This window comes from Halomonas sp. ML-15 (assembly GCF_014779595.1).
Taxonomy (GTDB): Bacteria; Pseudomonadota; Gammaproteobacteria; order Pseudomonadales; family Halomonadaceae; genus Franzmannia.
On sequence record NZ_JACXZT010000010.1, the window covers coordinates 170,981 to 192,167 of the forward strand.

Genomic DNA, 21,187 nt, shown 5'->3' on the forward strand with positions numbered 1-21,187 from the left:
GTACGTCCTAAAGGGCACCTCCGGGTGCCCTTTTTCGTCTCCGTTGATTGCCCGCAAGCGCATGTGACAGCGTCATGGACAAGAACTGCTAGGCTGAATGGCGAATGCCATCGGGATGCGATTCATCCCGCCACAGGGAGCAGGGGGCGTTATGGACGAGCTGGCTAAACGACTTGGGTTGCGCACCGAACCGACCATCTTCTTCACCTCGGCAGGGCTGATGGTGCTCTTTCTGCTGGCGCTGCTGATCGCTCCGGAAACCATAAGAGACGTGTTCGCCGGCGGCCGTGAATGGGTCGTCACCAACCTCGGCTGGTTCTTCATCATGGGCGTCAATGCCTGGCTGCTGTTCCTGCTGTGGGTGGCGATCAGCCGCTACGGTCAGATTCGTCTCGGGCGCGAGGATGAAAAACCCGAGTACGGCAATATCTCCTGGTTCACCATGCTGTTTGCCGGCGGTATCGGCACGGTGCTGATGTTCTGGGGCGTGGCCGAGCCGATCTTCCACTTCTCGAATCCGCCTCACGGGGATATCGAGGCACACTCGGTGGCGGCATCCCAGGAGGCGATCGGCTTCTCGCTCTACCACCTGGGGCTGCATACCTGGACCATCTTCACCCTGCCGGGGCTCGCCTTCGCCTACTTCATCCACCGTCATGGCCTGCCGATGAGGGTCAGCTCGGTGTTCTATCCGCTACTCAAGGAGCGGGTCTACGGCCCGCTCGGCAAGACCATCGATGTCTTCGCGGTACTCGGCACCCTGTTCGGGGTGGCGGTGTCGATCGGTCTGGGCACCTCGCAGATCAACGCCGGCCTGTCCGAGCTGATGGGGGTGCCCGATAACGTCACCGTCAAGGTGTTGATTATCATCGCTTTGACCGCGGTGGCCGTGGGGTCGATCGTAGCGGGGCTCGACAAGGGCGTGAAGGTGCTCTCCAACATCAATATCGGCATGGCCACCGGCCTGATGCTGTTCGTGCTGATCACCGGCTCCACGGTATTCCTGCTGCGCGGGATCATCGAGACCCTGGGCATCTATGTCTCCAATATCGTGCCCATGGCGTTCTGGAACGATACTCTGGCGCAGTACACTCGTGAGGGGGGCAGCTGGGGCTGGCAGGGCAACTGGACGGTATTCTACTGGGCCTGGACGGTGACTTGGTCGCCGTTTATCGGCATCTTCGTGGCGCGCATCTCCAAGGGCCGCACCATCCGCGAGTTTGTGCTGGGGGTGCTGTTCGCACCGTCGCTGTTCACCCTGGTGTGGTTCGCGATCTTCGGCTGGTCGGCGATGGAGATCGATGGCATCGGCAGCGCCGCCCGTGAGGCGCTGGGCGATCAGGCCGGGGTGATGTCGGCGGCGGTGGCCGAGAGCGTGCCGCTGGCGATGTTCGCCTTCTTCGAGCATTTCCCCGCCACTACGCTGATCCAGGGGCTGGCGGTGGTGATCGTGGCGATCTTCTTCGCGACGTCCTCGGATTCGGCATCCCTGGTGGTCGATATGCTGTGTACCGGTGATTCGGGCCAGGGCCCGGTTCGCCAGCGGGTGTTCTGGGGGATATCCGAAGGCGCCGTGGCGGCGATGCTGATCGTACTCGCCGGCGAAGCTGGGCTGGAGGCACTGCAGCAGGTGATTACGGTAATCGGTCTGCCGATCTTCATCATGGTGTTCGCGATGATCTTTGCGCTCTACCGCGGGCTGTCCGCCGAGCGCATCAGTCAGGCCAAGGTGGGCACACCGCCTCATCCTGACCAGATGTGACGTCACAAGGAGAGACTGCATGGCCAAGGTGTCCGCCGCCTATCAGGCAAACCCGGGATCGGTGCTCGATGTGGATCGCGACTTCTATGGGCGGCTCACCGATCCTGCCGACCGTGAGCGCATCGCGCAGCATGTGGTCCCACTACGCGATGGTCTGGCCTGGACGGTGCCTGCGGGTCATGTGCTGCGGCTCTCGACGCTGCATGGCCCCCAGGTGGGTGATTTCAACCTCTGGCATCAGCACAATCCCCGCGAACGCTTTTGGGCGTCGCGAACGCGTCAGCTGCAGCGGGCCCACGTCTCGACCTTCGATCGGCTATGGTCGACGCTCCCCTATCTGCGGCCGATGGCGACGATTATCGCCGACACCCTCGAGGGCTACGGTGTCGATGATGACGGCGGCCGTGTCCATGACCTGCTCGGCACGCGCTGTGATCCCTACGTCAACAAGCTGCTCACCGGCGAGGACTTCGACCACCACTGCCACTCGAACCTGGTGCGCGCGGTGACGCCATTCGGGCTCACCGAGTTCGATGTCCACGATGTGCTTAACGTTTTTCAGTGCACCGGACTTAACGACGACGATCAGTATTTCATGAAGGCCTGTCCGGCTCGGGAAGGGGACTACATCGAATTCTTCGCCGAGATCGATCTGCTCTGCGCCCTGTCGTGCTGTCCGGGAGGTGATCTGTCGCTGGATCTGTGGGGCCCCGACGCCAAGGATCCGCTATCCACCTGCCAGCCGATCGGCGTCGAGGTGTTTCGGCTGGCTCCAGAGCGTCTCAGCGGCTGGGCGCCGCCCAACTATGCGCCCTATCGTGGCGGCCACGGCATGCGCGCTCCAAGCGTCGACTGGGCCGCCGAGAAGCGCCGAACCAGTGATGGTGAGTAAGCACACGGACGATGCTCAGAGAGTGTCGGTCAGGCTACGGTCACGGCCGGCGCGTTTGGCGTCAAGCAGCGCCTGATCGGCTCGCTTAAGCGTGGTTTGGTGAGGCTCGCAGGGGCGATGCTGGCTCATGCCCGCACTGACCGTTACCGAGAGCCTCTGGTCTGCGACGGGGATGGCGACGGCGGCCAGGCTGGCGCGCAGACGCTCTACAATAGGCTGGGCTTCTTCCAGGTGAGTGTCGGCCAGCAGCAGCAGAAACTCCTCACCGCCCCATCTGGCACACAGATCGTAGTCACGTAGCGTGGCGCTGAGCGTCTGGGTGATAGCCACCAGCAGGCGGTCGCCCACGTCGTGGCCATAGCGGTCGTTGATGCGTTTGAAGTGGTCGATATCGAGTAGCGCGAGGGTGAAAGCGCGCCCTTGGTTGACCAGGTTTTCAAGGCGCTCGTTGATCAGTCGGCGGTTGGGGAGATCGGTGAGTGGATCGTGGGTGGAGGCTTGGTGCAACGCTTGGTTGCGTTCACGCATCAAGGCCTGATAACCGTCCGAGATGCGTGACAGTTTGCGTTGACGGCGCAGGCTATGCTCATAGCGCTCCTGGGTCACCTGTCGGGCTTCCATGGCCAACAACTGGTAGCGATCGGAGATATTGATCAGGCGCTGGATCTGCTCGTGCTGATCGCAATGCTGTCGATAGAGGGCCAGAAGGGCGTCGTGAAGCGGGTGGCCGGCATGCTCTGGCGATTCGAGCAGGGCGGCGACACGCGCCAACAGCGCCTCTTCATCGCGGGTTTTCATGACTCGCCCTTGACCGGGGTGATGGCAAATGGGTAGCTGCAATCTTCGCGAAATTCATCGGCCAGCTCGGCAATCCGCTCATTGCGAACGTCATATTGCCAGTTGACCGACACCGCCTTGCCGGCATCGAACGCCTCTTCCAGCAGGTCGAATATGTCCATCATGGCTTTCACCGAGCTGGTGTTGAGATAGACCAGCGCGAGTTCGAGATGCAGTGGGCGCTGTTCAGTGTCGAGAAAGTGGCGTACCCAGTGAATGACCTGGTCGAACAGTTCATAGGAGTTCTCCGGATAGGAGTCACCTTGCATGGCCAGGCGGCCGGCTTGCCAGTCGCTTTGAATGGCCGGCGAGGACTGATTGCCGGGGATATCGAGGTCAGTAATCATAGTTGTCATGGCAAGCATCAAATCGTAGCGGTTAAGCTAAAAAAGCTTCGGTGATTGGGCAGCGGCTGCAGCGACGCCTCTAACGGTAGGCTGGACTTGCGAGCCATATCGAGCAGGCCAAGGCCTGCCCCGCTGGGTGCTTCAACATCACGGGGACGTCTCAGTTGCTGCTTGTAGGCTTGCTTCAGGGCCTGCTTGTCGAGGCGGGCAAGCTCATTGATGGCGGCGACCAACCGCTCCCCGTCGGCGTGCTCGACCAGATTGCCGGCACTGACTTGGTAGTGCCCTTGCTCACTGCGTGCCACGGCCACCGTGGCCGCGGCCAGCTCGTCATTGTAGCCTTGGCGGCGGGCATAGTGGCGGATGTTCTGGGTCATCTCGATGTAGACGGCGAACACGTCCATGGCGGCGGAGGGAGCCGCTTGCTGGGTGTCCAGGTAATTGCGCAGCGCCTTGCCGATCTCTTCGATGAGACTGCGTGATATGGGGCCATTGAAGCACAGCATGATGCGATCATGCTGATAGCTTTCCCGCATGCTCAGTAGATCCATAGTGATTCCTTGGCTTGCATCGCAGATTGCTAGGTCTCGCTGGGGTGAAATGGCGGAGTGGGCCCATCCTCTGATGGGACCATGCCGAATATCAGCACAGTAATATCATCGCGTTGGGCATGCGCGCCGCGATAGTCGTCCAGGGCGGCCTCGAAAGCGCTGACTTGTTCATCCAGCGGCGTTGTCGCCAGGTGGCGCAGCAAACTCTCGAACCGGCGATTTCCGAAGCCGAAACCATGCTCTCCCCCTGCCTGGTCAAGAAAACCATCGCTGCACAGATAATAGCTCCATCCGGCGTTAAACGGCACGCGCTGGTTGCTGTAGCGCGTAGGGCGGCGGTGACCCAGTGCCCGCTTGCTGCCCTTGAAACACTCCAGATGGTGGCCATCACTGGCATAGAGGTCGAGCTTGGCACCAGCGTAAGTCAGGCACCCTTCGTCGGGCTCGACCCAGGCCAGGCCAATATCCATGTTGGTGGCGATGGAGGAGGGCAGCTGCTCCGCTGGCAGCAGTTGCCGTGACTGGTGGTCGATCTCGTTGAGAATGGCAGCCGGGTCGTCGGCCCCCTCGTGAGCGATGGCGTTGTCGATGATGGCACGGGCCAACATGGTCATCATCGCCCCCGGCACGCCGTGGCCGGCACAGTCCACCACGCCGATAAGATAGCCGTTGGGGGTCGCCCGGAAGACGTAGAAATCGCCGCCCACGGTGTCGCGGGGTTTCCACAGCACGCCATGGCAGGCACCAAGATGGCCGCGGAGCTGGGCGTCGGGCAAGATGGCTCGCTGAATGATGCTGGCATACTGGATAGAGTCACCGAGCTGCTTGTGCGCGATCGCCATGGCGCTATGGGCCGTCTCCAGCTCATGGGTGCGTTCACGAACCTGCGATTCCAGGTTGCGGGTGTGATGCTCTACCTGACGGGCCATGTGAGAGAAGGCCTGTGACAGCTCGCCGATCTCGTCTTCACGCTCGGCGGGTAACGGCAGGCTATAGTCGCCGTGGGTGATGGCCTGTGCGGAGAGGGTGAGACGCTTCAGTGGTGACAGAATCAAGCGATGGGTGGCGTAGGCGAAGGCCCCCGTCAGGATGGCCAGGGTCATTAACAGGGCCCCGAGCAGGGGCCAGAACCAGCGTCCCTCGAGCAGTGGCGCGGCCTGCATATCCAGCGTGGTGATCAATAGCCACTGCAGTTCCGGGATATAGCCCACTGTCAGCAGTCTGGGCTCGCCGTCTATCTCGACCTCCATGCCGCGGATATCGCCAGGCCGACGGATCACGGCCTGCATGGCTTGCCTGAGCGCTTCGCGCTGCTGGGCGTCGGCAAGCGACGACTGAATACGTTGCTGACTATCGGCATCCAAGGGATGGCTGGCGGAGCCGAGTGCCAAGCGAGACTGGTCGGGGTGGGCTTGTAGGATCCCGCGAGGATCCACGATCATGGAGGTCAATCCGGGAGCCTCGGTGCGGATGACGTGGGCCAGGAAGTCCTCGAGATCCAGCGCCCCGCCTGCTAGTCCCAGCAATTCGCCGTTATCACGCACCTTGACGTTGACCCACAGCTTGGTGCGATCCAGCTCGCGGTCATGGCTGACGTCGATATTGTACGTCGAGGTGCTGGCCATGGCAGTGAAGTACCAGGCATCCTGCGGTTCATCGGCGAAGAGGCGGTAGCGTGGACTCAGCGCCTCGCTGCGCTGGTCGGCGAAGTAGTAGTCCTGGGTGGTGTGATCGATAATAAAGTAGGCGTTGCTGCCGAACTGCTGCCGGAAGCCTTCAGCCTCGGCGATGAAGCGCTCGCGGCGCTCGGGATCTTCTGGCTGGCGCAGCCACTCGCGGGTAACCACCGAGTTTGCGAAACGCCGTGAAAGGGCCAGTTCGCGGGAAACGGGTGCCGTGATTCGCTGCATCTGCAGCAAGGTATACTGTTCGGCATAGGCCGTGGCGAAGTGGCGACGTACCTCATCGACGGCTTTCCAGCCGATCAATAAAGCAGGTATCAATGCCAGCAGGCAGGCCAGCAGCATGGTCGCGACCGACTTGCCGCGCAGTCCAAGAGTTGCTGCCATCGCGTCAACTTTCCCTGGTGGATACTCTCGCCCACCGTTGTCATCCTTTTGCGTTACCTTGCCATAAATATCACTTACACGCGAGTTACCTTTCTCGAGGTAGGCACGCAAAAGCCTCGACAGCCGCTGGCTGTCGAGGCTTGGTCGCGCACTGGTGTTGACTATGCCTCTGGGCGCGCCACCAGGGAGCGGGTCTCTTCACGAGCTTCGGTGAGCGCCACGCGAATGGCATCGCCGAGCTTGTAGCGCTCTTCGCCTTCGATCTGCACGCGGCCTTCCTTGTCGTCGATGGCCACCTTGTCGCGGTCACTGTGCATCAGCGGGGCCGGCACGAAAGCGGTGGCGCCGTTGGCGACTAGCCGCACGCGCATGCCGCCGCGGTTGATGGCGATGATCTCGGCGTCGAAGGTCTGCTGCTGCTTGGCGGCCTCGCCGAGGAAGCGAACGTAGAGCCAGTCCTTGACGTCGCGCTCGGCCATGCGGTTTAGGCGGCGCCGCTCGGTGAGCTGCTCAGTGAGCTGCTGGCTGGCCTCGGCCGGTGCGCTCTCACCCTTGAGCACCCGCTTGATCAGGCGGTGGTTGACCATGTCGCCATACTTGCGGATCGGCGAGGTCCAGGTGGCGTAGGCGGCAAGCCCCAGGCCGAAGTGCGGGCCGGGCAGTGCCGACATGCTGGTAAAGCCCTGGAAGCGGCGCAGACGGATGTCTAGCCAAGCATCCTCGCGGCTCTCGAGGGCGCGCTTGAGCTCACGGTAGCGTGGCAGCTCGGTGAGAGCTTCGCGCTCGACCTCGATCTGCTGGGCGCTGAGAAACTCATGCGCGGCTTCGGCCTTGTCCGGATCGAAGGCGCGGTGCACGTTGAAGATGCCGTGACCAACCTTGTCGGCAAGCAGGTCGGCGCAGCAGGCGTTGGCGGCGATCATCGACTCTTCGATCATGCGATTGGCGATGCGCCGCTCCTCGGTGCGGATGCCGAGCACGTTGCCCGCTTCGTCGAGCTCGAATTCATAGTCGGGCCGATCCTTGAACACCAGTGCATGCTCGGCACGCCAGGCGCTACGGGCCTCGGTAAGGTCGCGCAGCGCCTTGAGCTGAGGCGCAATCTCGTCGCTCGGCGCCCACTCGCCCTGGCCCTCGAGCCAGTCGGAAACCCGATCATAGGCCAGCTTGGCATGCGACTTGGCGGTGGCGGCAAAGAAGCGGTAGTCGCCGAGGCTGCCGTCGGCATTGACCTCCAGCGTGCAAGCCAGCACCGGACGCTCACGGCCTTCCCACAGCGAGCAGAGATCGTCCGCCAGCACTTCCGGCAGCATGGTGACGTTCTGCCCTGGCAGATAGACCGTGAAGGCACGAACCCGGGCTTCGAGGTCGGCGGCGTGCTGTTCATCGACATACGCAGTAGGATCGGCGATGGCGACGCTGAGCCGCCAGCCGCCGCCGTCGCGGGCCTCGATGCGCAGGGCATCATCCATGTCGCGTGTCTTCTCGCCATCGATGGTGAAGAACGGCTCGGCGGTCAGGTCCTCACGTTGGAGACCTTCATCGCGCAGCGGCCACTCATCGCCGGCCTCGGGGGAGGCCTGTTCCAGGGCGTGGCGGGCCAGGGTCACGCGCCACGGCACCGCCGGGTTGTCGACCTTGGCCACCAGTTCGTCGATCTGGGCAAAGAAGGCGCGATCATTCTCCTTGAGCGGATGGCGCACCAGTCTGGCCACCACCCAGTCGCCGTCGCCTATGCTCTCCTCATCGAGGCTGCGCTTGATACGCGATTTGAGCACGTTCTTGATCGAGGGGTGGTCGGGCACCACCGCCAGCCGTCCGTCGCGTTTCTGAACACGGGCAACGAAGCGCGACAGGCCATGTTCGATAAGGGTATCCGGTTCGACGGAGCGCTTGTCGCCCTCCTCATGGACGACGGCGGCGACGCGGTCACCGTGGATGACCTGCTTCATGGCCGGCGGTGGCACGAAGTAGGACTCGCCGTCGTCGGTCTCGAGAAACCCGAAACCCTTGTCGGTGGCCTTGATCACGCCCTCTACGCGGGGCGTGGTAGAGCGAATCTGTTGCTTGAGCTGAGCAAGCAGGGCATTGTTCTGCAGCATCGGACACTTTAGCTTGGCGAGGGTAGACGATCACTATACGGATTCCCGCTGCCCCCGCCAATTACAGCAGCGCCATGGCGATACTCGACTCGCCGTCGAGCAGGTCGAATTCGCGGTTCTTGAGCATGCGCGCCTGGCTCAAATAGAGTAACGCGTGGGCCACGTTGCCCCGCGATACCTCGATACCCTGGGCATGCTCCAGTGCGGTAGCGACCTGTCGCGTCGCCGGAGCATCGGTGAGCTTGCCGGGCTTGAGGATGACGTGAGGGATGCGGGCGCTGCGCAGATAGGCGTCGGCGGCGAACTTGGCGGCCATGTAGGGGCGAAGCTTGGCGGGGGCGGCCATGGGATCGTTGGCACGCAGTGCGCTGACCATGATGAAACGCTCCAGGCCCCGCTCTACCGCCAGATCGACGCAGCGGATCGCGCCATGGAGGTCGATCATCAGCGTCTTGTCAGGGCCGGTGTGCGGCCCGGAACCGGCGCAGAAGATGACCTGATCGCAGCCATTGAAGGCCTGGTGGATATCGCTTTCCAGATCGCCGATCACGGTATCGATGCCGCGCTCATGAAACCAGGGCTGCTGGTCGGAATCGCGGATCATGGCGCGCAGCGACATGCCGCCACGCCGGGCGAGTTCGCAAAACTGGCGGCCGATCTGGCCGTTGGCGCCTACTACGAGCGTCTTCATGGCCTCTCCTATCACACGGTGTTATCACCCAGCATACGCGTTCGATGCTTGTGGTCGCAGGTCGATCGGCTATACGTTAGTCGGGGTGACACGATTCCATTCGAGGACGCCGAATGCTGCCCCATCTGATCGTTTCCGATCTCGACGGTACCCTGCTGGGCGCCGACCATGATCTACATCCCGATACTATCGCCACGCTCCGCGCACTGGCCGCGCAGGGGCATCATCTGGCTTTTGCGTCGGGGCGCCATTACCGCGATATGCTGGCGTTCCGTGAGCGCTTGGGCGTGCCGGTGCATCTGATCAGTACCAACGGCGCCTATCTGCACGCCCCGGACGATCAGCTGCTGCATGCCCGCCATCTGGCGGCGGAGCACGCCCGAGAGCTGATTGCCCAGGCGCGGCCTGCCGGCGTACGGCTCAACCTCTATCAAGACGATGAGTGGCTGATCGACGCCCCAGCGCCGGAGCTGCTGGCGCTGCACGCCCATACCGGTTTCGGTTACCGGGTCGTGGACCCGGCGCTGCTCGATGGGCAAGGAGTGGGCAAGGTGCTCTATATCGGCGATCCCGAGCATCTCGCCGAGCTCGAAGCCGGCATCGTCGGACGCCTGGGTAAGCAGCTACACGTCACCTACTCGATGGCCAATTCGCTGGAGATAATGGCCGGCGGGGTCAACAAGGGACGGGCGCTGACCGCGCTTCTCGAGCGCTTGCAGATCGCCCCCGAGGCGTGCCTGGCCTTCGGCGATAACCTCAACGACAGCGAGATGCTGGCGGTGGCCGGCGAGGCCCACGTGATGGCCAACGCCCACCCCGAGCTGCCGGGGCGGGTGCCAGGTGCCAGTGTCATTGGCCATCACGCCGAGATCGCGGTAGCCAGGCGCCTGCAGGACTACTTCTCGCTCGCCTAGCTCATGCGGTTTGCTGTTGATAAGCGCCAGGAAGCTGGGTAGTGTCCGCGTTTCTTGATTGACCGGAGCCAGGCATGCAGCGAATCGAGCGTATCATTCACCCGGATCTGACCACCTTGGACGTACCCGCCAAGCGCGTTCTCCGACGCCGTGCGGCGCGCGGTATCGTGCTCGACGGTGAAGAGATCCTGCTGCTCTATACTCGCCGCTATAACGATTTCAGCTTTCCCGGAGGAGGTGTCGATGAGGGTGAGGAACTGCTCGACGGCCTGCACCGTGAACTGGCCGAGGAGACCGGCGCCCAGGGCATCGAGATGCTGGCGCCGTTCGGCTGGGTGGAGGAATTTCGACCGCACTACAAGCCCGAGTACGACATCATGCATATGGCCTCGTACTTCTATCACTGTCGCGCCGAGCGCGCCCTGGGGGAGGCTCGGCCCGAGGGCTATGAAGTCGCCAATGGCATGCTGCCGCGCTGGGTCAATATCCATGAGGCTATCGCCCACAACCTGTCGGTGATGGCGGCCAAGGAAGCCAGCATGGGGCTATCGATCCGGCGAGAAACGCTGATGCTGGAGCGCGTATCACGCGAGCTCGTCGCCGCGCCGGTCGATAGCTGACGACTCAGCGTACCGTGATCACGCTGCATTTGGCGCTGTTGGTGACCTTGTGCGACACGCTGCCCATCATCAGACCGGCGAAATCACCCAGGCCGCGGCTGCCGAGCACGATGGCCTCGACGCCGAGCTTCTCGGCGTGGCGCAGGATATTGCGCGCCGGATCACCCTTGCTCAGGTGCGTCTCGACGTGGCTCGCGCCCATGCTGCGTGCGGCCTCGCTGGCGCGCTCGATCACCGACTTGCCAGCCTCCTCGAGCACCTCGCGGGAGGACTCGATGGCGATGGCGCCGATCCCCCACACCAGTGTGGTCTCATGGGACAGCGCCTCGGGGATATGCAGGATATGCAGGGTGGCATCCTCCTTGGAGACCAACTGGCAGGCCACCTCGAGCGCCTTCTTGGCGTGCTCCGAGCCGTCCACGGCGATAAGGATCGATTTGAACATGGCGTTTCTCCGTCAGGGGTATTCCCCCACAGCCTAGCCGATCGCGCTGATGATGCCTTGATCCCGATCAAGCAACGCTCAGGGTTTCTCCTCGAGGCGGCGTAGCCGCTGCCACACCTCACCGCGCAGATCCTTCATCCGCGGCGCCTCGTCGGCATCGAACGCCAGCGGCCGGGTCAGGCGTGCGGTGCGCAGCCCCAGCCTGGCGCTCAGCAGACCCACGCCGAGCCCCTGGCCGGCGCGGGTCGACAGCCGTCCGGCGAGGTTCATCGACAGGATCTCCATGCTCGCTTCGCTGGCCAGCTCAGTGGCGCCGACGAAGGCCATGTTGTAGAGCACCGCACGGAACAGCCGCAAACGGCTGGCATAGCCGAGCTCCAGCCCATAAAGCCTTGCCAGGCGGTCGATCAGCGCCAGGTTGCGCCACGCCACCAGCGCCATGTCGACCAGCGTCAGCGGGCTGACCGCCACCAGTACTGCGGTATCCCCCGACATGCGTGAGATCAGCCGCCGGGCTTCGCGGTCGCGGGGCGCGAGCAGATGGTGAGCCAGCAGGGCGCGGGTCTCGGCGCCGTCGTGATGCGGCTGGTGGGCGCTGACAAAGCCCTGCCAGTGGGGGTGGTCATCGTCGAGTCCCAACTGGCGGCGCAGCTGGTCGGCGAGTGCAAGTGCCTGGCGCGGACTGCTCTGATCGAGCTCGGCGAGGGCCTCGCGCAGGCGGCCGTGGCGTCGCAGTCGCCTGAGGCGCCACAGCTCGCGCAGCAGGGCGCTGCCACCCAGGCCCAGCGCCAGCAGCAGCAGCAGGCTCCAGGCGCCGGCCAGCCAGTCGCCGCCGAGGCTCGCCGCATACAGGGTCTGGCCGGCCTCCACGGCACCGAGGCCGAGGGCGCCGCCAAGCAGCGTCAGCAGTCCCCAGCGGCGCCGGCGAGGGCGTGCCAGGCCGGCCACCAGTGCCGCTTCGCCGGGCGCCTCCGGCTCAGCCTCGGGCTGCCAGTCACGGCTGGCGGTGGCCGGGTCGAAGGCCTGTGCCGGGCGCGGATCGTTGCTGGTCGGCGGCGGCTCATCGGGGGCGAAGTGCTGGCCCGGTCGGGGATCGTTCATTGCAGCTTGTCTCCGATCAGCCAGTCGAGGGCCGCATCCAGACGGATGTGGGGCAGCGCGCCGGCGTCGTGGGGCAGCGGCCGGAAGGCGGGGAAGTCGAAGCCCTGCCGCTCCCAGAAGCCAGCATCCGGCAGGCGTGATGGCACCTCGCCGGGGAACAGCAGCACCTCGTCACCGACGAGGGTGGTGCCGGCCAGCGCCGGGCTGCGCTTGCCGCGCTGCTCGACCTCCCGCGAGTGGGTGGCGCGGATCGACGCCAGTGACAGGGCACGCACCGGCACATCGGCGAAGCGCAGGTCCTTGAGCGGCTCGGCGAGCAGTGCCTCGAGCAGGCTGACCAGCCGGCCGTGCTGCTCCGGGGTGACGTGGTCGGCCTTGGTGGCGGCAATGGCCAGGCGGTCGATGCGTGGCGCGAACAGCCGCGCGAGCAGGCTGCGCTTGCCGTAGGCGAAACTCTGCATCAGCGTGCCCAGGGCGCGGGACAGATCGTCGAAGCGCTCGGGGCCGGCGTTGAGGGCGCCAAGCACGTCGACCAGCACGATCTGCCGGTCGAAGCGCCGGAAGTGCTGCTGATAGAAGGGTTTGACGATGTACTGGCGGTAGTGGGCATAGCGCGCTGCCAGAGTGCGATAGACGCTATTCTCGGGCAGTGCCTCGAGTGTCTTGCGCTGGTCGCTGGCCAGGCCAGGTAGCGGGAAGAACTGCAGCACCGGCGCGCCGTCGAGCTCGCCGGGGAGCAGGAAGCGTCCCGGCTGCAGGTCGGCAAAACCGGCTTCGCGGGCACGGCGCAAACCCGCCGCGAAGTGCTCGGCAATCGTCGCCAGCTGCGCTTCGTCAGCGTCATCGTCGGGGGCCAGGGTGGCGACCGCGCGGCGCCACTCGGCGAACATGGCATGCCGTGCGCCGCCTTTGGTCTGGCGGCTGTCCTGGGTCTCGCTCCAGCTCAGGTAGTCGTGGTCGAGCAGCGGCAGGTCGAGCAGCCACTCCCCGGGGTAGTCGAACAGATCAAGGGTCAGCTCGCGGGTCTCGCCGCCGAGCAGGCCACGCTTGGCCGGGCGGTAGCGAATCACCAGGCGCAGCTCGCTGATGCCGCGGGTCGGATCGGGCCAGCGCGGCGGGGTCTCGCTGAGCGCCGCCAACGCCTGGTCGTAGGGGAAGCGCGGCACGCCGATGTCGCGCTGACTGACCCGGCTGGCGCCGAGCAGGCGGCCGTCGCGGGCCGCCGGCAGCAGGTCGAGGCGCGCCTCGAGGCCGGCGTGACGCAGCTGATGGACCAGCGAGGTGAGAAACGCGGTCTTGCCGGCCCGCGACAGGCCGGTGACCGCCAGCCGCAGCTGGCGGTCGCGACCGCGTTCGATGAGATTACCCAGTTCGCGTGCCAGGGGTTGCGGCATGCAGGACGACTCGTGGTGTGAATTCAGTCACTAATGTGCGGGCGGGCAGGCGCCTTGGCAAGTCGTTGCCATGTCAGGAGCGCGATCGGCAGCAGCGCCAGCGGAATCAGCAGCGCGTTGAGGGTGGCCCAACCGAGCTGGCTGACCAGCGGACCGGCGAGTAGCGCGGTGAGCGCCACGGTGGAGAACACCAGGAACTCGTTGGCGGCCTGGGTGCGGGCCTTCTCCACCGGCCGATAGGTCTCGGTGAGCAGCCCGGTGGCGGGCAGGAAGGTGAAGTTCCAGCCCAGCCCCAGCAGTACCAGAGCAGTGTGAAAGCCCATCACCCCGGCCTCGACCTGGGCGGCCAGGGCGCTGGCCACCAGCAGCACGCAGCCGGCGACGATCATGGGCCTGGCGCCGAAACGGGCGGTCAGATGACCGGTGAAGAACGAGGGCAGGAACATTGCCACCACGTGCCACTGGATAGTCGCCGCTACGTGGTCGAAGTGGTGTCCGACGCTGGCCATCGCCAGTGGCGTGGCGGTCATGGCCAGGTTCATCACTCCGTAGCCGATCAGCGCGGCGCTGACCGCGACGACAAATGTCGGCTGGCGCAGGATCTCGCCCAGCGGCCGCGGCGTGCCCTCGCCGTGGGTGCGGGTCGCCGGCGGCAGGCGTGTTATGGCGAGGATCAGCAGGGCCACCAGATAGAGGGCGCCGAGCCCGACGAAACTGCCCAGGAAGGGCACCTCGCCGAGCTCGCGGCTGATCCGGGCCAGCCACGGGCCGAAGAAGGCCGCCAGCACGCCACCGCCCATCACCAGGCCGATGGCACGGTCACGCAGCGCTGCCGGGGCGGCCTCCACCGCGGCGAAGCGATACAGCTGACCGAAGCCGATACCGATACCGATCAGCCAGGTGGCAAGCAGAAACAGCGCGAAGTGCTGGCCGCGCAGCGCCTGTATCGCCACTACCACGCCCACCAGACCCAGCAGGTTGCCCAGCACGAAGCCGCGCTTGCGGCCCAGCCTGGCCATGATCAGCGAGGCCGGGATGGTGGCGCACATCAGCCCCAGCCACTGGGTGGCCACCGGCGCAGTGGACCAGTTGGCACTGGGCGCCAGGCTGGCGCCGATCAGCGGCGATACCGCAATCAGCAGGATATTGCCGCTGACCAGTAGCGCCTGGCACAGCGACAGCAGGGTGACGGTAATGGGCATGGTGAGGTTCTCCGATAGAGGTTAGGCGGCGCTGGTGGCGAAGCGCTGGCGGTAGACGGAAGGTGACACGCCGTAGTGGCGCTGAAACTGGCGGCGCAGCTGCTCGGCGCTGCCTAGCCGCCAGCGCTCGGCGAGACGCGATAGCGGGGTCAACTGGCGGCTGTCGAGGAGTGCCATGCGTGCCCGCTCGAGGCGCAGCCGGGTCAGGTAGGCCCCGGGGCTGGTATCCAGATAGCGACGAAACAGGCGGGTCAGGTGGCGTGGCGATACCGCCATCTGCGCGGCCATGCTCTCGATATCGTGATCGCCGCCGGGATCGTCATGCAGGCGGTCGAGCAGGGCGCGTAGCGGACCGCTCTCCTGGGGATGGCGCAGCGCCTCACTGAACTGGGATTGGCCGCCGGGGCGGTGCAGGAACATCACCAGCTCGCGGGCCACCCGGCCGGCCAGGGCGGCGCCATGGTCGGCTTCCAGCAGCGACAGGGCGAGGTCGATGCCGGCGGTGACACCGGCACTGGTATAGCGCCCTTCGCTCTCGAAATAGAGGGCATCGGCCGCCACCCGTATCCTGGGGTAGCGCTCGGCCAGGCGCGCGGCGTGACGCCAGTGGGTGGTGGCACGATGGCCGTCGAGCAGCCCGGCCGCGGCGAGCAGGAAGGCGCCGGAGCAGATCGACCCCAGGCGCCGCAGCTGCGGGGCCAGGGCCTGCAGCGTGGCCAGCAGGTCGAGATCCTCGCGCTGCTGCATGACGCCCCGGCCACCGGCCACCAGCAGGGTATCGAGGGGCATCAGCGCGCTCAGTTGCTGATAGCCATGGGGCGCATCCAGCGCCAGGCCGCCATTGGTCATGACCAGCCCCGGCGCGGGGGCGACCAGATGCAGCTGATAGAGCGGCGATGCGCTGATCTCGTTGGCACTGGCGAAGACCTGCCAGGGGCCGCTGACGTCGAGCAGCTGGCAGTCGGGGTAGGCGAGCAGGGCGATGCGGCGGGTCACGATCTCTCTCCGGCGACGGGACTCCTGCAGTGTCGGTGTTGGTGAGAATGTCGGCAAGGACCATATGCCCACCGATTAGGACATCTTGCCCTGAAACGCCGCAGCCCCGCCGAGGCGGGGCTGCGTCATAGGGAGGGCGCGTCGTGGGTGGCTCAGACCCCGGCGAAGGCGGCGTACATGATCACCACCAGCACGATCAGCACGATGCCGGTGGGTACGGCGCCCTTCCAAGGCGTCAGGTCGACGTCGCCGCTGTGCTCATGGACCCAGTCGGTCTCGCGAGGGCGCAGCTTGCCGATCACCAGCATCACGACCACCAGCAGCACGAACACGCTGGCCACGAAGTGGAACTCGTGCATCACCACCGGCAACTGGTTGAAGGGCGGCACGAAGTAGCCGGCGGCGATCAGCAGGCAGCCGCCGACCAGGGCGATCTTGGCCGCCATGGGCGGCACCCGCTTGGTCAGCAGGCCGACGATCACCACCGCCAGGATGGGGATGAAGTAGATGGCGTTCATGCGCTGCAGGTAGCCGAACAGGCTCTCCTGGCCGGCCAGCAGCGGAGCGATGATCATGGTGGCGAAGGCCATGATCCAGCCGAATACCTTGCCCGACTTGACTACCTGCTCCTCGCTGGCGTCCTTGTTAAGCACGCCCTTGTAGATGCCCAGGCTGAAGATGGTGGTGGTGCTGTTGAGCGCCGAGTTGAACGACGACAGGATGGCGCCGACCATCACCGCGGCGAAGAAGCCGGTAAGGTAGGGCGGCAGCACGTTGAATACCAGGTGGCCATAGGCCTCGTCGGCGCGCACCCCCTGCTCAGCGTAGAGGTGGTAGGCGATGATGCCGGGCAGTACCAGGTAGAGCGGGCCGAGCAGCTTGAAGAAGCCGGTGAGCAGCACGCCCTTCTGGCCTTCGGCGAGGTTCTTGGCGGCGAAGGTGCGCTGGATGATCTGCTGGTTGGTGGTCCAGTAGAAGAGGTTGATCAGGAATACCCCGGTGAACAGCGTGAAGAAGGGTACCTGCTGGTCGGAACCGCCGATCGAGTTGAGCTTCTCGGGGTCGCTCTCCTTGAGGATGCTCCAGCCCTCGAAGATGCCGTCGCCGCCGCTGACCGCCTGCAGACCGAAGTAGACGATCACGAAGCCGCCGATCAGCAGACCCACGCCGTTGAGGGTGTCGGATACGGCAACGGTGCGCAGCCCGCCGAACAGGGCGTAGATGGCGCCGATGATGCCGACGATCCACACCGTCAGCCACAGCAGGAGAGTGGGGGACTGAATACCGGTGAGGCCCTGCAGGTCGAGCATGCCCTGCAGGCCCATGGCGCCGGAGTAGAGGATGATCGGCAGCAGGATCACTGCGTAGGCGATCAGGAAGATGACATTGGTGATCAGCTGAGTGCCGGCATCGAAGCGGATCGACAGCAGCTGCGGCAGGGTGGCGATACCGCTGCGCAGGAAACGCGGCAGGAAGAACAGCGCCAGCGCTACCAACGCGATCACCGCGACCACTTCCCAGGCCATGACGCTGAGGCCGTCGCTGAAGGCGGCGCCGTTGAGCCCCACCATCTGCTCGGTGGAGAGGTTGGTCATCAACAGCGAGCCGGCGATCAGCGGGAAGGTCAGTGTGCGGCCGGCGAGGAAGTAGCCGCTGGTGCTCTTGTGGTCATCGCGGCGTGTGATGCGCCAGGTAACGAAAGCGACCAGACCGGTAAAGAACAGGAAGGACGCCAAGGTGAGGGCATGCATGACGGGTTCAACCTTGTGGTTTGGCGTGAGTGTTACGGCGTCTGGCGCCGACGGAAAATGTGAGACATTTAGTGTGTGGTGATTTTAATTGGATGACACGATTCATATATACGTCTTTGGTCGAACTTATGGTCTATATGTTGGTAAGTTTACAAACTTAAGGCCCGGAGCGGCTCAGAAAGTACCGAATAATTGGCTCAGCATGGGGGCCGCGGCGATCACGAAACCGAGCACCGCGATGCTGTAGCCAAGCACGCGACGCTGTCGGCGTCGCGCCAGAGTGAGGCCGATCAGGCACACCACCAGGCCGACCAGATTGAAGGCGAATAGCGACATTTCCAGCAGTTCCTGGGTGGCCATCGAAACTCCTTGGCGTAGGCTATGGGGAACCCGCGGTGAGCGGTGGGCTCAGATGATAGCAATTGCACTGCGCGGCTGCAGCGGCGCGCTGATGATGACGGGAGATGGCATGGATGACGCAGATGAAGTACTGGCGTTCTGGTTCGATGAGCTGACGCCCACGCAGTGGTTCCACAAGGATGCTGCGCTTGACGCCGTCATCGCCCGGCGTTTCGCTGAGGTGCATGCGGCGGCGGGGCGCGGCGAGCTGTGGGAGTGGCGCCTCTCGGCGCGCGGTCGGCTTGCCGAGATCATCGTGCTCGACCAGTTTTCGCGCAATGTGCACCGCGATAGCCCGGCGGCTTTTGCCAACGACGGCATGGCCCTGGTGCTGGCTCAGGAGGCGGTGGCTCAGCGACGCGATCGCCATCTCGACGTCGCCTGGCGCGCCTTCCTGTACATGCCCTATATGCACAGCGAGTCGCTCAAGGTCCACGACGAGGCGCTGCGGCTGTTCGATCAGCCCGGCCTCGAGGAGAACCTGGGATTCGAACATCGCCATCGCGATATCATTGCCAGATTTGGCCGCTACCCCCATCGCAATGCCATACTGGGGCGCGAATCCACTGCGGAGGAGCTGGCCTTCCTGGAGCAGCCGGGCTCGTCATTTTGAGCTTCTAGCCGCCGCGGAGGGCTGCATGCGAGACGGTTCAATGGACGAAGGAGACACACGATGGGATTGATTCTGTGGTTGATCATTGGTGGCTTGGCGGGGTGGATTGCCGGCAACATCATGCGCGGCGGTGGCTTTGGCATCCTCGGTAATATCGGCGTGGGGATCGTCGGGGCGGTAATCGGCGGCTTCCTGTTCAGCCTGCTGGGACTGCAGTCCGGTGGTTTCATCGGCTCGCTGGTCACGGCGACGGTGGGGGCGGTGCTGCTGCTGTGGGTAATTTCGAAAGTGCGCAGCGGCTGAGTTTTCTCAAGCAATGGTTATCACCGCCCGGCGATGCCGGGCGGTGTGCGTTCAGGCCTGCCGAGTCGAGTCAGGCATGGCGGGGAAGCGCGGCGGGTGAGCCTCCATAAAGGCGTGGCAGGCACGCAGTACGCGCACGTCATCGAACTTGCCACCGGCGAGCTGGAAGGCCACCGGCAGGCCCTTGTCGGTGACGCCGCAGGGTACCGATGCCGCCGGCTGTTGGCTGAGATTGAACGGGTACGAGAAGGGCGCCCACTCCGTCCAGTCCTGCATGCCACTGCCCGGGGGGACCTCATGATCGACGGCGAATGGCTCGACGGCGACCGTGGGGGTCATTAGCAGGTGATAGTCGCGATTGAAGTGCTCCAGTCGCTGGGTCAGACGCGCCCGCTCGCTCAACGCTCGAAACATGTCCACCGCCGATAGCGACTCGGCGCGCAGGGCAGTTGACACCAGCCCCGGGTCGAGCTGTCCACGCTGGGTATCGCTCAGCTGCAGGTACATGTCTAGTGAGGCGGTAAACCATAGCGTCTGGAAGGTTTCCAGGGGCGAGGCGAACCCCGGATCCACCTCGACGATCTCGGCGCCGAGGTCGGCCAGCTTGTCGGCGGCTTCCTTGACGCGCTGTGCTATCTGCTTGTCGACCCTGGCGTAGCCGAGGTCGGCGGAGTAGGCAATCCGCAGCCCCTTGAGGCCCTGGCCAATATCGCTGCCCCAGTCATCGGGTTGGCCGCGGATGGCGTAAGGGTCGCGGTAGTCATAGTGACCGATCACATTGAGCATCATGGCAGCATCGCGCACGCTGCGGGTCATCGGGCCAAGGTGCGAGAGCGTCGGCTCCCGGGAGGGGGGCCACTGCGGTACCCAGCCGAACGACGGCTTGAAGCCGAAGGTACCGGTGAAGGCGGCCGGAATGCGGATCGAGCCACCGGAGTCGCCGCCCTGATGCAGTACGCCCATATTCAGCGCTGCGGCAACCGCTGCCCCGCCGGAGGAGCCTCCCGGCGTCAGCCGGGTATCCCAGGGATTGCGGGTGGCACCATGGACCCGGTTGTCGGTCACCGCCTTCCAGCCAAATTCCGGCGTATTGGTCTTGCCGAGCAGGATCGCACCGGCCTCGCGCAATTGGCGGGCCGGTGGCGAGTCGCGCTCCCGGGGTGCATCGCTGGTGGTCAGAGAGCCCTGCCGGGAGGGCATGCCGACCACCTCGGTGAGGTCTTTCAGTGACACCGGTACGCCGTCGATGGAGCTCAAGGGCTCGCCCTTGCCCCAGCGCCGCGCCGAGGCCCGGGCGGCCTCCTCGGCGCCCTCGTGGTCGACGTGGACATAGGCGTTGACCTCGGGGTTGAAGCGGTCGATGCGTGCCAGCGCGGCGCGGGTCGCTTCGAGAGGCGAGCAGTCGCCGCGTCGGTAGCGCTCAACGAGCTGTACGGCGTCTAGCACGCCGAGATCGGTATCCTTCACACGTCTCTCCTTGTGCGGGTTGCGTCGCATCATGCGTCGCTACCAGACTAGGAGAGTCCCGGCGTATCCGACAAGGGGTCAGCGGCGGCGGGCCGGCAACAGCTTGCGATAGCGGTCCAGCTGCTGGTCGAGCCAGTCTCCGCCGGGCGCGCCCTGGGCGTTACCTCCGGGCACTCTCAACTCGAGCACGAAGACGCCCTGGGGTGCCTGCCCGAGCCGCTGGCCAGCTAGCTTGGCCAGTGTCTGTTCGAGGCGATCGGGGCGGCGCCAGTGCAACCATAACGCCTGCTGTTGAGTCAGGTAATCAAGGCGGGCGGCGTCCTTGAGTACCGACATACCGCCGTGAACCAGCCCCTGGGAGAGGCTCTCCAGGGTGCGATAGGCCGGTGCGCCGGCGGCGCGGCAGGCGTGGGCAGCCTCGACCCGACAGCGCTCTCGAGCCTCTGCGTCAGCCGGCCAGTTGCCGCCGCGGAGCCGCCCGGCTGTGGCTGTAAACAGCTGGGTGAGGGCGATACAGGGGGTACCATCCGCCAGCGGCCGCGACGACCCGGCGACATGGCAACCGGCCATGGCATCGCGCAGCCAGCGATAGTCGCAGGCGCGCTGAACGGTGGCGCGTGTGTCCTCCAGCGAATGGTGGGCACTGCGCAGGGAGCGCAGTAGTGACAGCGTCCTTAGCATGCTAAGTATGATCAACCATTGGCCGTGATGGCATGAAACTTATCACTATT

General features: G+C 64.8%; 21 protein-coding genes. 6 read left to right on the forward strand and 15 right to left on the reverse strand.

Annotated elements, in window-relative coordinates; all coding sequences use genetic code 11:
- Positions 1–151: 151 nt before the first annotated feature.
- Together IEI94_RS07785 and IEI94_RS07790 are read left to right on the forward strand one after the other, a co-directional pair.
- A complete protein-coding gene (locus IEI94_RS07785; RefSeq protein ID WP_191166743.1) occupies positions 152–1,762 on the forward strand; it encodes a BCCT family transporter in 1,611 nt (536 codons plus the stop codon).
- 19 nt (positions 1,763–1,781) lie between these two features.
- On the forward strand, positions 1,782–2,654 hold the full coding sequence (locus tag IEI94_RS07790) for an urea carboxylase-associated family protein (protein ID WP_191166744.1): 873 nt from the start codon (positions 1,782–1,784) through the stop codon (positions 2,652–2,654).
- Between the two features lie 15 nt (positions 2,655–2,669).
- On the opposite strand, the gene siaD is transcribed toward IEI94_RS07790, so the two are convergent.
- The 6 genes from siaD to IEI94_RS07820 all read right to left on the reverse strand — a co-directional run bounded on the left by siaD (position 2,670) and on the right by IEI94_RS07820 (position 9,251).
- Entirely contained in the window at positions 2,670–3,452 is a 783-nt protein-coding gene (gene siaD / locus IEI94_RS07795; protein ID WP_191166745.1) for a biofilm regulation diguanylate cyclase SiaD, read from the reverse strand.
- Positions 3,449–3,847 carry a biofilm regulation phosphoprotein SiaC gene (gene siaC / locus IEI94_RS07800; protein WP_412030902.1) on the reverse strand — a complete coding sequence of 133 codons (399 nt, stop codon included), beginning with the start codon at positions 3,845–3,847 and terminating at the stop codon, positions 3,449–3,451. Before siaC ends, siaD begins: the two co-directional genes overlap by 4 nt.
- Before the next feature lie 8 nt (positions 3,848–3,855).
- Positions 3,856–4,389 (reverse strand): biofilm regulation protein kinase SiaB, encoded by a 534-nt coding sequence (gene siaB / locus IEI94_RS07805; RefSeq protein ID WP_191166746.1) that lies wholly within the window; start codon positions 4,387–4,389, stop codon positions 3,856–3,858.
- A 29-nt stretch (positions 4,390–4,418) separates the two neighbouring features.
- The gene (gene siaA / locus IEI94_RS07810; protein WP_191166747.1) at positions 4,419–6,458 is read right to left on the reverse strand and encodes a biofilm regulation protein phosphatase SiaA; all 2,040 of its coding nucleotides are present in this window, start codon (positions 6,456–6,458) and stop codon (positions 4,419–4,421) included.
- A 161-nt stretch (positions 6,459–6,619) separates the two neighbouring features.
- A complete protein-coding gene (locus IEI94_RS07815) occupies positions 6,620–8,560 on the reverse strand; it encodes an exoribonuclease II (protein WP_191166748.1) in 1,941 nt (646 codons plus the stop codon).
- A gap of 61 nt (positions 8,561–8,621) precedes the next feature.
- On the reverse strand, positions 8,622–9,251 hold the full coding sequence (locus IEI94_RS07820; RefSeq protein ID WP_191166749.1) for an SDR family oxidoreductase: 630 nt from the start codon (positions 9,249–9,251) through the stop codon (positions 8,622–8,624).
- 113 nt (positions 9,252–9,364) lie between these two features.
- On the opposite strand from IEI94_RS07820, the gene IEI94_RS07825 reads away from it, so the two are divergent.
- Positions 9,365–10,165: an HAD family hydrolase gene (locus tag IEI94_RS07825; RefSeq protein ID WP_191166750.1), complete on the forward strand. Its 801-nt coding sequence runs from the start codon at positions 9,365–9,367 to the stop codon at positions 10,163–10,165.
- A gap of 74 nt (positions 10,166–10,239) precedes the next feature.
- Positions 10,240–10,785 (forward strand): NUDIX hydrolase, encoded by a 546-nt coding sequence (locus IEI94_RS07830; protein WP_191166751.1) that lies wholly within the window; start codon positions 10,240–10,242, stop codon positions 10,783–10,785.
- 4 nt (positions 10,786–10,789) lie between these two features.
- Here the strand turns inward: IEI94_RS07830 and IEI94_RS07835 are convergent, their stop codons facing one another.
- From IEI94_RS07835 to IEI94_RS07865, 7 genes are all read right to left on the reverse strand, one after another.
- Entirely contained in the window at positions 10,790–11,230 is a 441-nt protein-coding gene (locus tag IEI94_RS07835; RefSeq protein ID WP_191166752.1) for a universal stress protein, read from the reverse strand.
- Positions 11,231–11,308: 78 nt separating this feature from the next.
- On the reverse strand, positions 11,309–12,331 hold the full coding sequence (locus IEI94_RS07840; protein ID WP_191166753.1) for a TIGR01620 family protein: 1,023 nt from the start codon (positions 12,329–12,331) through the stop codon (positions 11,309–11,311).
- Positions 12,328–13,725 carry a YcjX family protein gene (locus IEI94_RS07845; RefSeq protein ID WP_191166754.1) on the reverse strand — a complete coding sequence of 466 codons (1,398 nt, stop codon included), beginning with the start codon at positions 13,723–13,725 and terminating at the stop codon, positions 12,328–12,330. Before IEI94_RS07845 ends, IEI94_RS07840 begins: the two co-directional genes overlap by 4 nt.
- A 23-nt stretch (positions 13,726–13,748) precedes the next feature.
- A complete protein-coding gene (locus IEI94_RS07850; protein WP_191166755.1) occupies positions 13,749–14,927 on the reverse strand; it encodes an MFS transporter in 1,179 nt (392 codons plus the stop codon).
- 21 nt (positions 14,928–14,948) lie between these two features.
- Positions 14,949–15,923: a GlxA family transcriptional regulator gene (locus tag IEI94_RS07855; protein ID WP_191166756.1), complete on the reverse strand. Its 975-nt coding sequence runs from the start codon at positions 15,921–15,923 to the stop codon at positions 14,949–14,951.
- 152 nt (positions 15,924–16,075) lie between these two features.
- Entirely contained in the window at positions 16,076–17,674 is a 1,599-nt protein-coding gene (locus IEI94_RS07860; RefSeq protein ID WP_191166757.1) for a solute:sodium symporter family transporter, read from the reverse strand.
- A 174-nt stretch (positions 17,675–17,848) separates the two neighbouring features.
- Complete coding sequence (locus IEI94_RS07865) at positions 17,849–18,034, reverse strand: hypothetical protein (protein ID WP_191166758.1); 186 nt, start codon at positions 18,032–18,034, stop codon at positions 17,849–17,851.
- A gap of 109 nt (positions 18,035–18,143) precedes the next feature.
- Between IEI94_RS07865 and IEI94_RS07870 the strand changes: the two genes are divergently transcribed.
- Together IEI94_RS07870 and IEI94_RS07875 are read left to right on the forward strand one after the other, a co-directional pair.
- Complete coding sequence (locus IEI94_RS07870) at positions 18,144–18,686, forward strand: DUF924 family protein (RefSeq protein WP_191166920.1); 543 nt, start codon at positions 18,144–18,146, stop codon at positions 18,684–18,686.
- Between the two features lie 60 nt (positions 18,687–18,746).
- Entirely contained in the window at positions 18,747–18,989 is a 243-nt protein-coding gene (locus IEI94_RS07875; protein ID WP_095619737.1) for a GlsB/YeaQ/YmgE family stress response membrane protein, read from the forward strand.
- Positions 18,990–19,040: 51 nt separating this feature from the next.
- On the opposite strand, the gene IEI94_RS07880 is transcribed toward IEI94_RS07875, so the two are convergent.
- The gene (locus tag IEI94_RS07880; RefSeq protein WP_318153377.1) at positions 19,041–20,456 is read right to left on the reverse strand and encodes an amidase; all 1,416 of its coding nucleotides are present in this window, start codon (positions 20,454–20,456) and stop codon (positions 19,041–19,043) included.
- A 78-nt stretch (positions 20,457–20,534) separates the two neighbouring features.
- A complete protein-coding gene (locus tag IEI94_RS07885) occupies positions 20,535–21,137 on the reverse strand; it encodes a hypothetical protein (RefSeq protein WP_191166759.1) in 603 nt (200 codons plus the stop codon).
- Positions 21,138–21,187: the final 50 nt, after the last annotated feature.

Bases quoted from the DNA above. Each gene is read 5' to 3' on its own strand.
- IEI94_RS07785 (WP_191166743.1), top strand. From the start codon at position 152: ATGGACGAGCTGGCTAAACGACTTGGGTTGCGCACCGAACCGACCATC.
- IEI94_RS07790 (WP_191166744.1), top strand. From the start codon at position 1,782: ATGGCCAAGGTGTCCGCCGCCTATCAGGCAAACCCGGGATCGGTGCTC.
- siaD (WP_191166745.1), bottom strand. From the start codon at position 3,452: ATGAAAACCCGCGATGAAGAGGCGCTGTTGGCGCGTGTCGCCGCCCTG.
- siaC (WP_412030902.1), bottom strand. From the start codon at position 3,847: ATGACAACTATGATTACTGACCTCGATATCCCCGGCAATCAGTCCTCG.
- siaB (WP_191166746.1), bottom strand. From the start codon at position 4,389: ATGGATCTACTGAGCATGCGGGAAAGCTATCAGCATGATCGCATCATG.
- siaA (WP_191166747.1), bottom strand. From the start codon at position 6,458: ATGGCAGCAACTCTTGGACTGCGCGGCAAGTCGGTCGCGACCATGCTG.
- IEI94_RS07815 (WP_191166748.1), bottom strand. From the start codon at position 8,560: ATGCTGCAGAACAATGCCCTGCTTGCTCAGCTCAAGCAACAGATTCGC.
- IEI94_RS07820 (WP_191166749.1), bottom strand. From the start codon at position 9,251: ATGAAGACGCTCGTAGTAGGCGCCAACGGCCAGATCGGCCGCCAGTTT.
- IEI94_RS07825 (WP_191166750.1), top strand. From the start codon at position 9,365: ATGCTGCCCCATCTGATCGTTTCCGATCTCGACGGTACCCTGCTGGGC.
- IEI94_RS07830 (WP_191166751.1), top strand. From the start codon at position 10,240: ATGCAGCGAATCGAGCGTATCATTCACCCGGATCTGACCACCTTGGAC.
- IEI94_RS07835 (WP_191166752.1), bottom strand. From the start codon at position 11,230: ATGTTCAAATCGATCCTTATCGCCGTGGACGGCTCGGAGCACGCCAAG.
- IEI94_RS07840 (WP_191166753.1), bottom strand. From the start codon at position 12,331: ATGAACGATCCCCGACCGGGCCAGCACTTCGCCCCCGATGAGCCGCCG.
- IEI94_RS07845 (WP_191166754.1), bottom strand. From the start codon at position 13,725: ATGCCGCAACCCCTGGCACGCGAACTGGGTAATCTCATCGAACGCGGT.
- IEI94_RS07850 (WP_191166755.1), bottom strand. From the start codon at position 14,927: ATGCCCATTACCGTCACCCTGCTGTCGCTGTGCCAGGCGCTACTGGTC.
- IEI94_RS07860 (WP_191166757.1), bottom strand. From the start codon at position 17,674: ATGCATGCCCTCACCTTGGCGTCCTTCCTGTTCTTTACCGGTCTGGTC.
- IEI94_RS07865 (WP_191166758.1), bottom strand. From the start codon at position 18,034: ATGGCCACCCAGGAACTGCTGGAAATGTCGCTATTCGCCTTCAATCTG.
- IEI94_RS07870 (WP_191166920.1), top strand. From the start codon at position 18,144: ATGGATGACGCAGATGAAGTACTGGCGTTCTGGTTCGATGAGCTGACG.
- IEI94_RS07875 (WP_095619737.1), top strand. From the start codon at position 18,747: ATGGGATTGATTCTGTGGTTGATCATTGGTGGCTTGGCGGGGTGGATT.
- IEI94_RS07885 (WP_191166759.1), bottom strand. From the start codon at position 21,137: ATGCTAAGGACGCTGTCACTACTGCGCTCCCTGCGCAGTGCCCACCAT.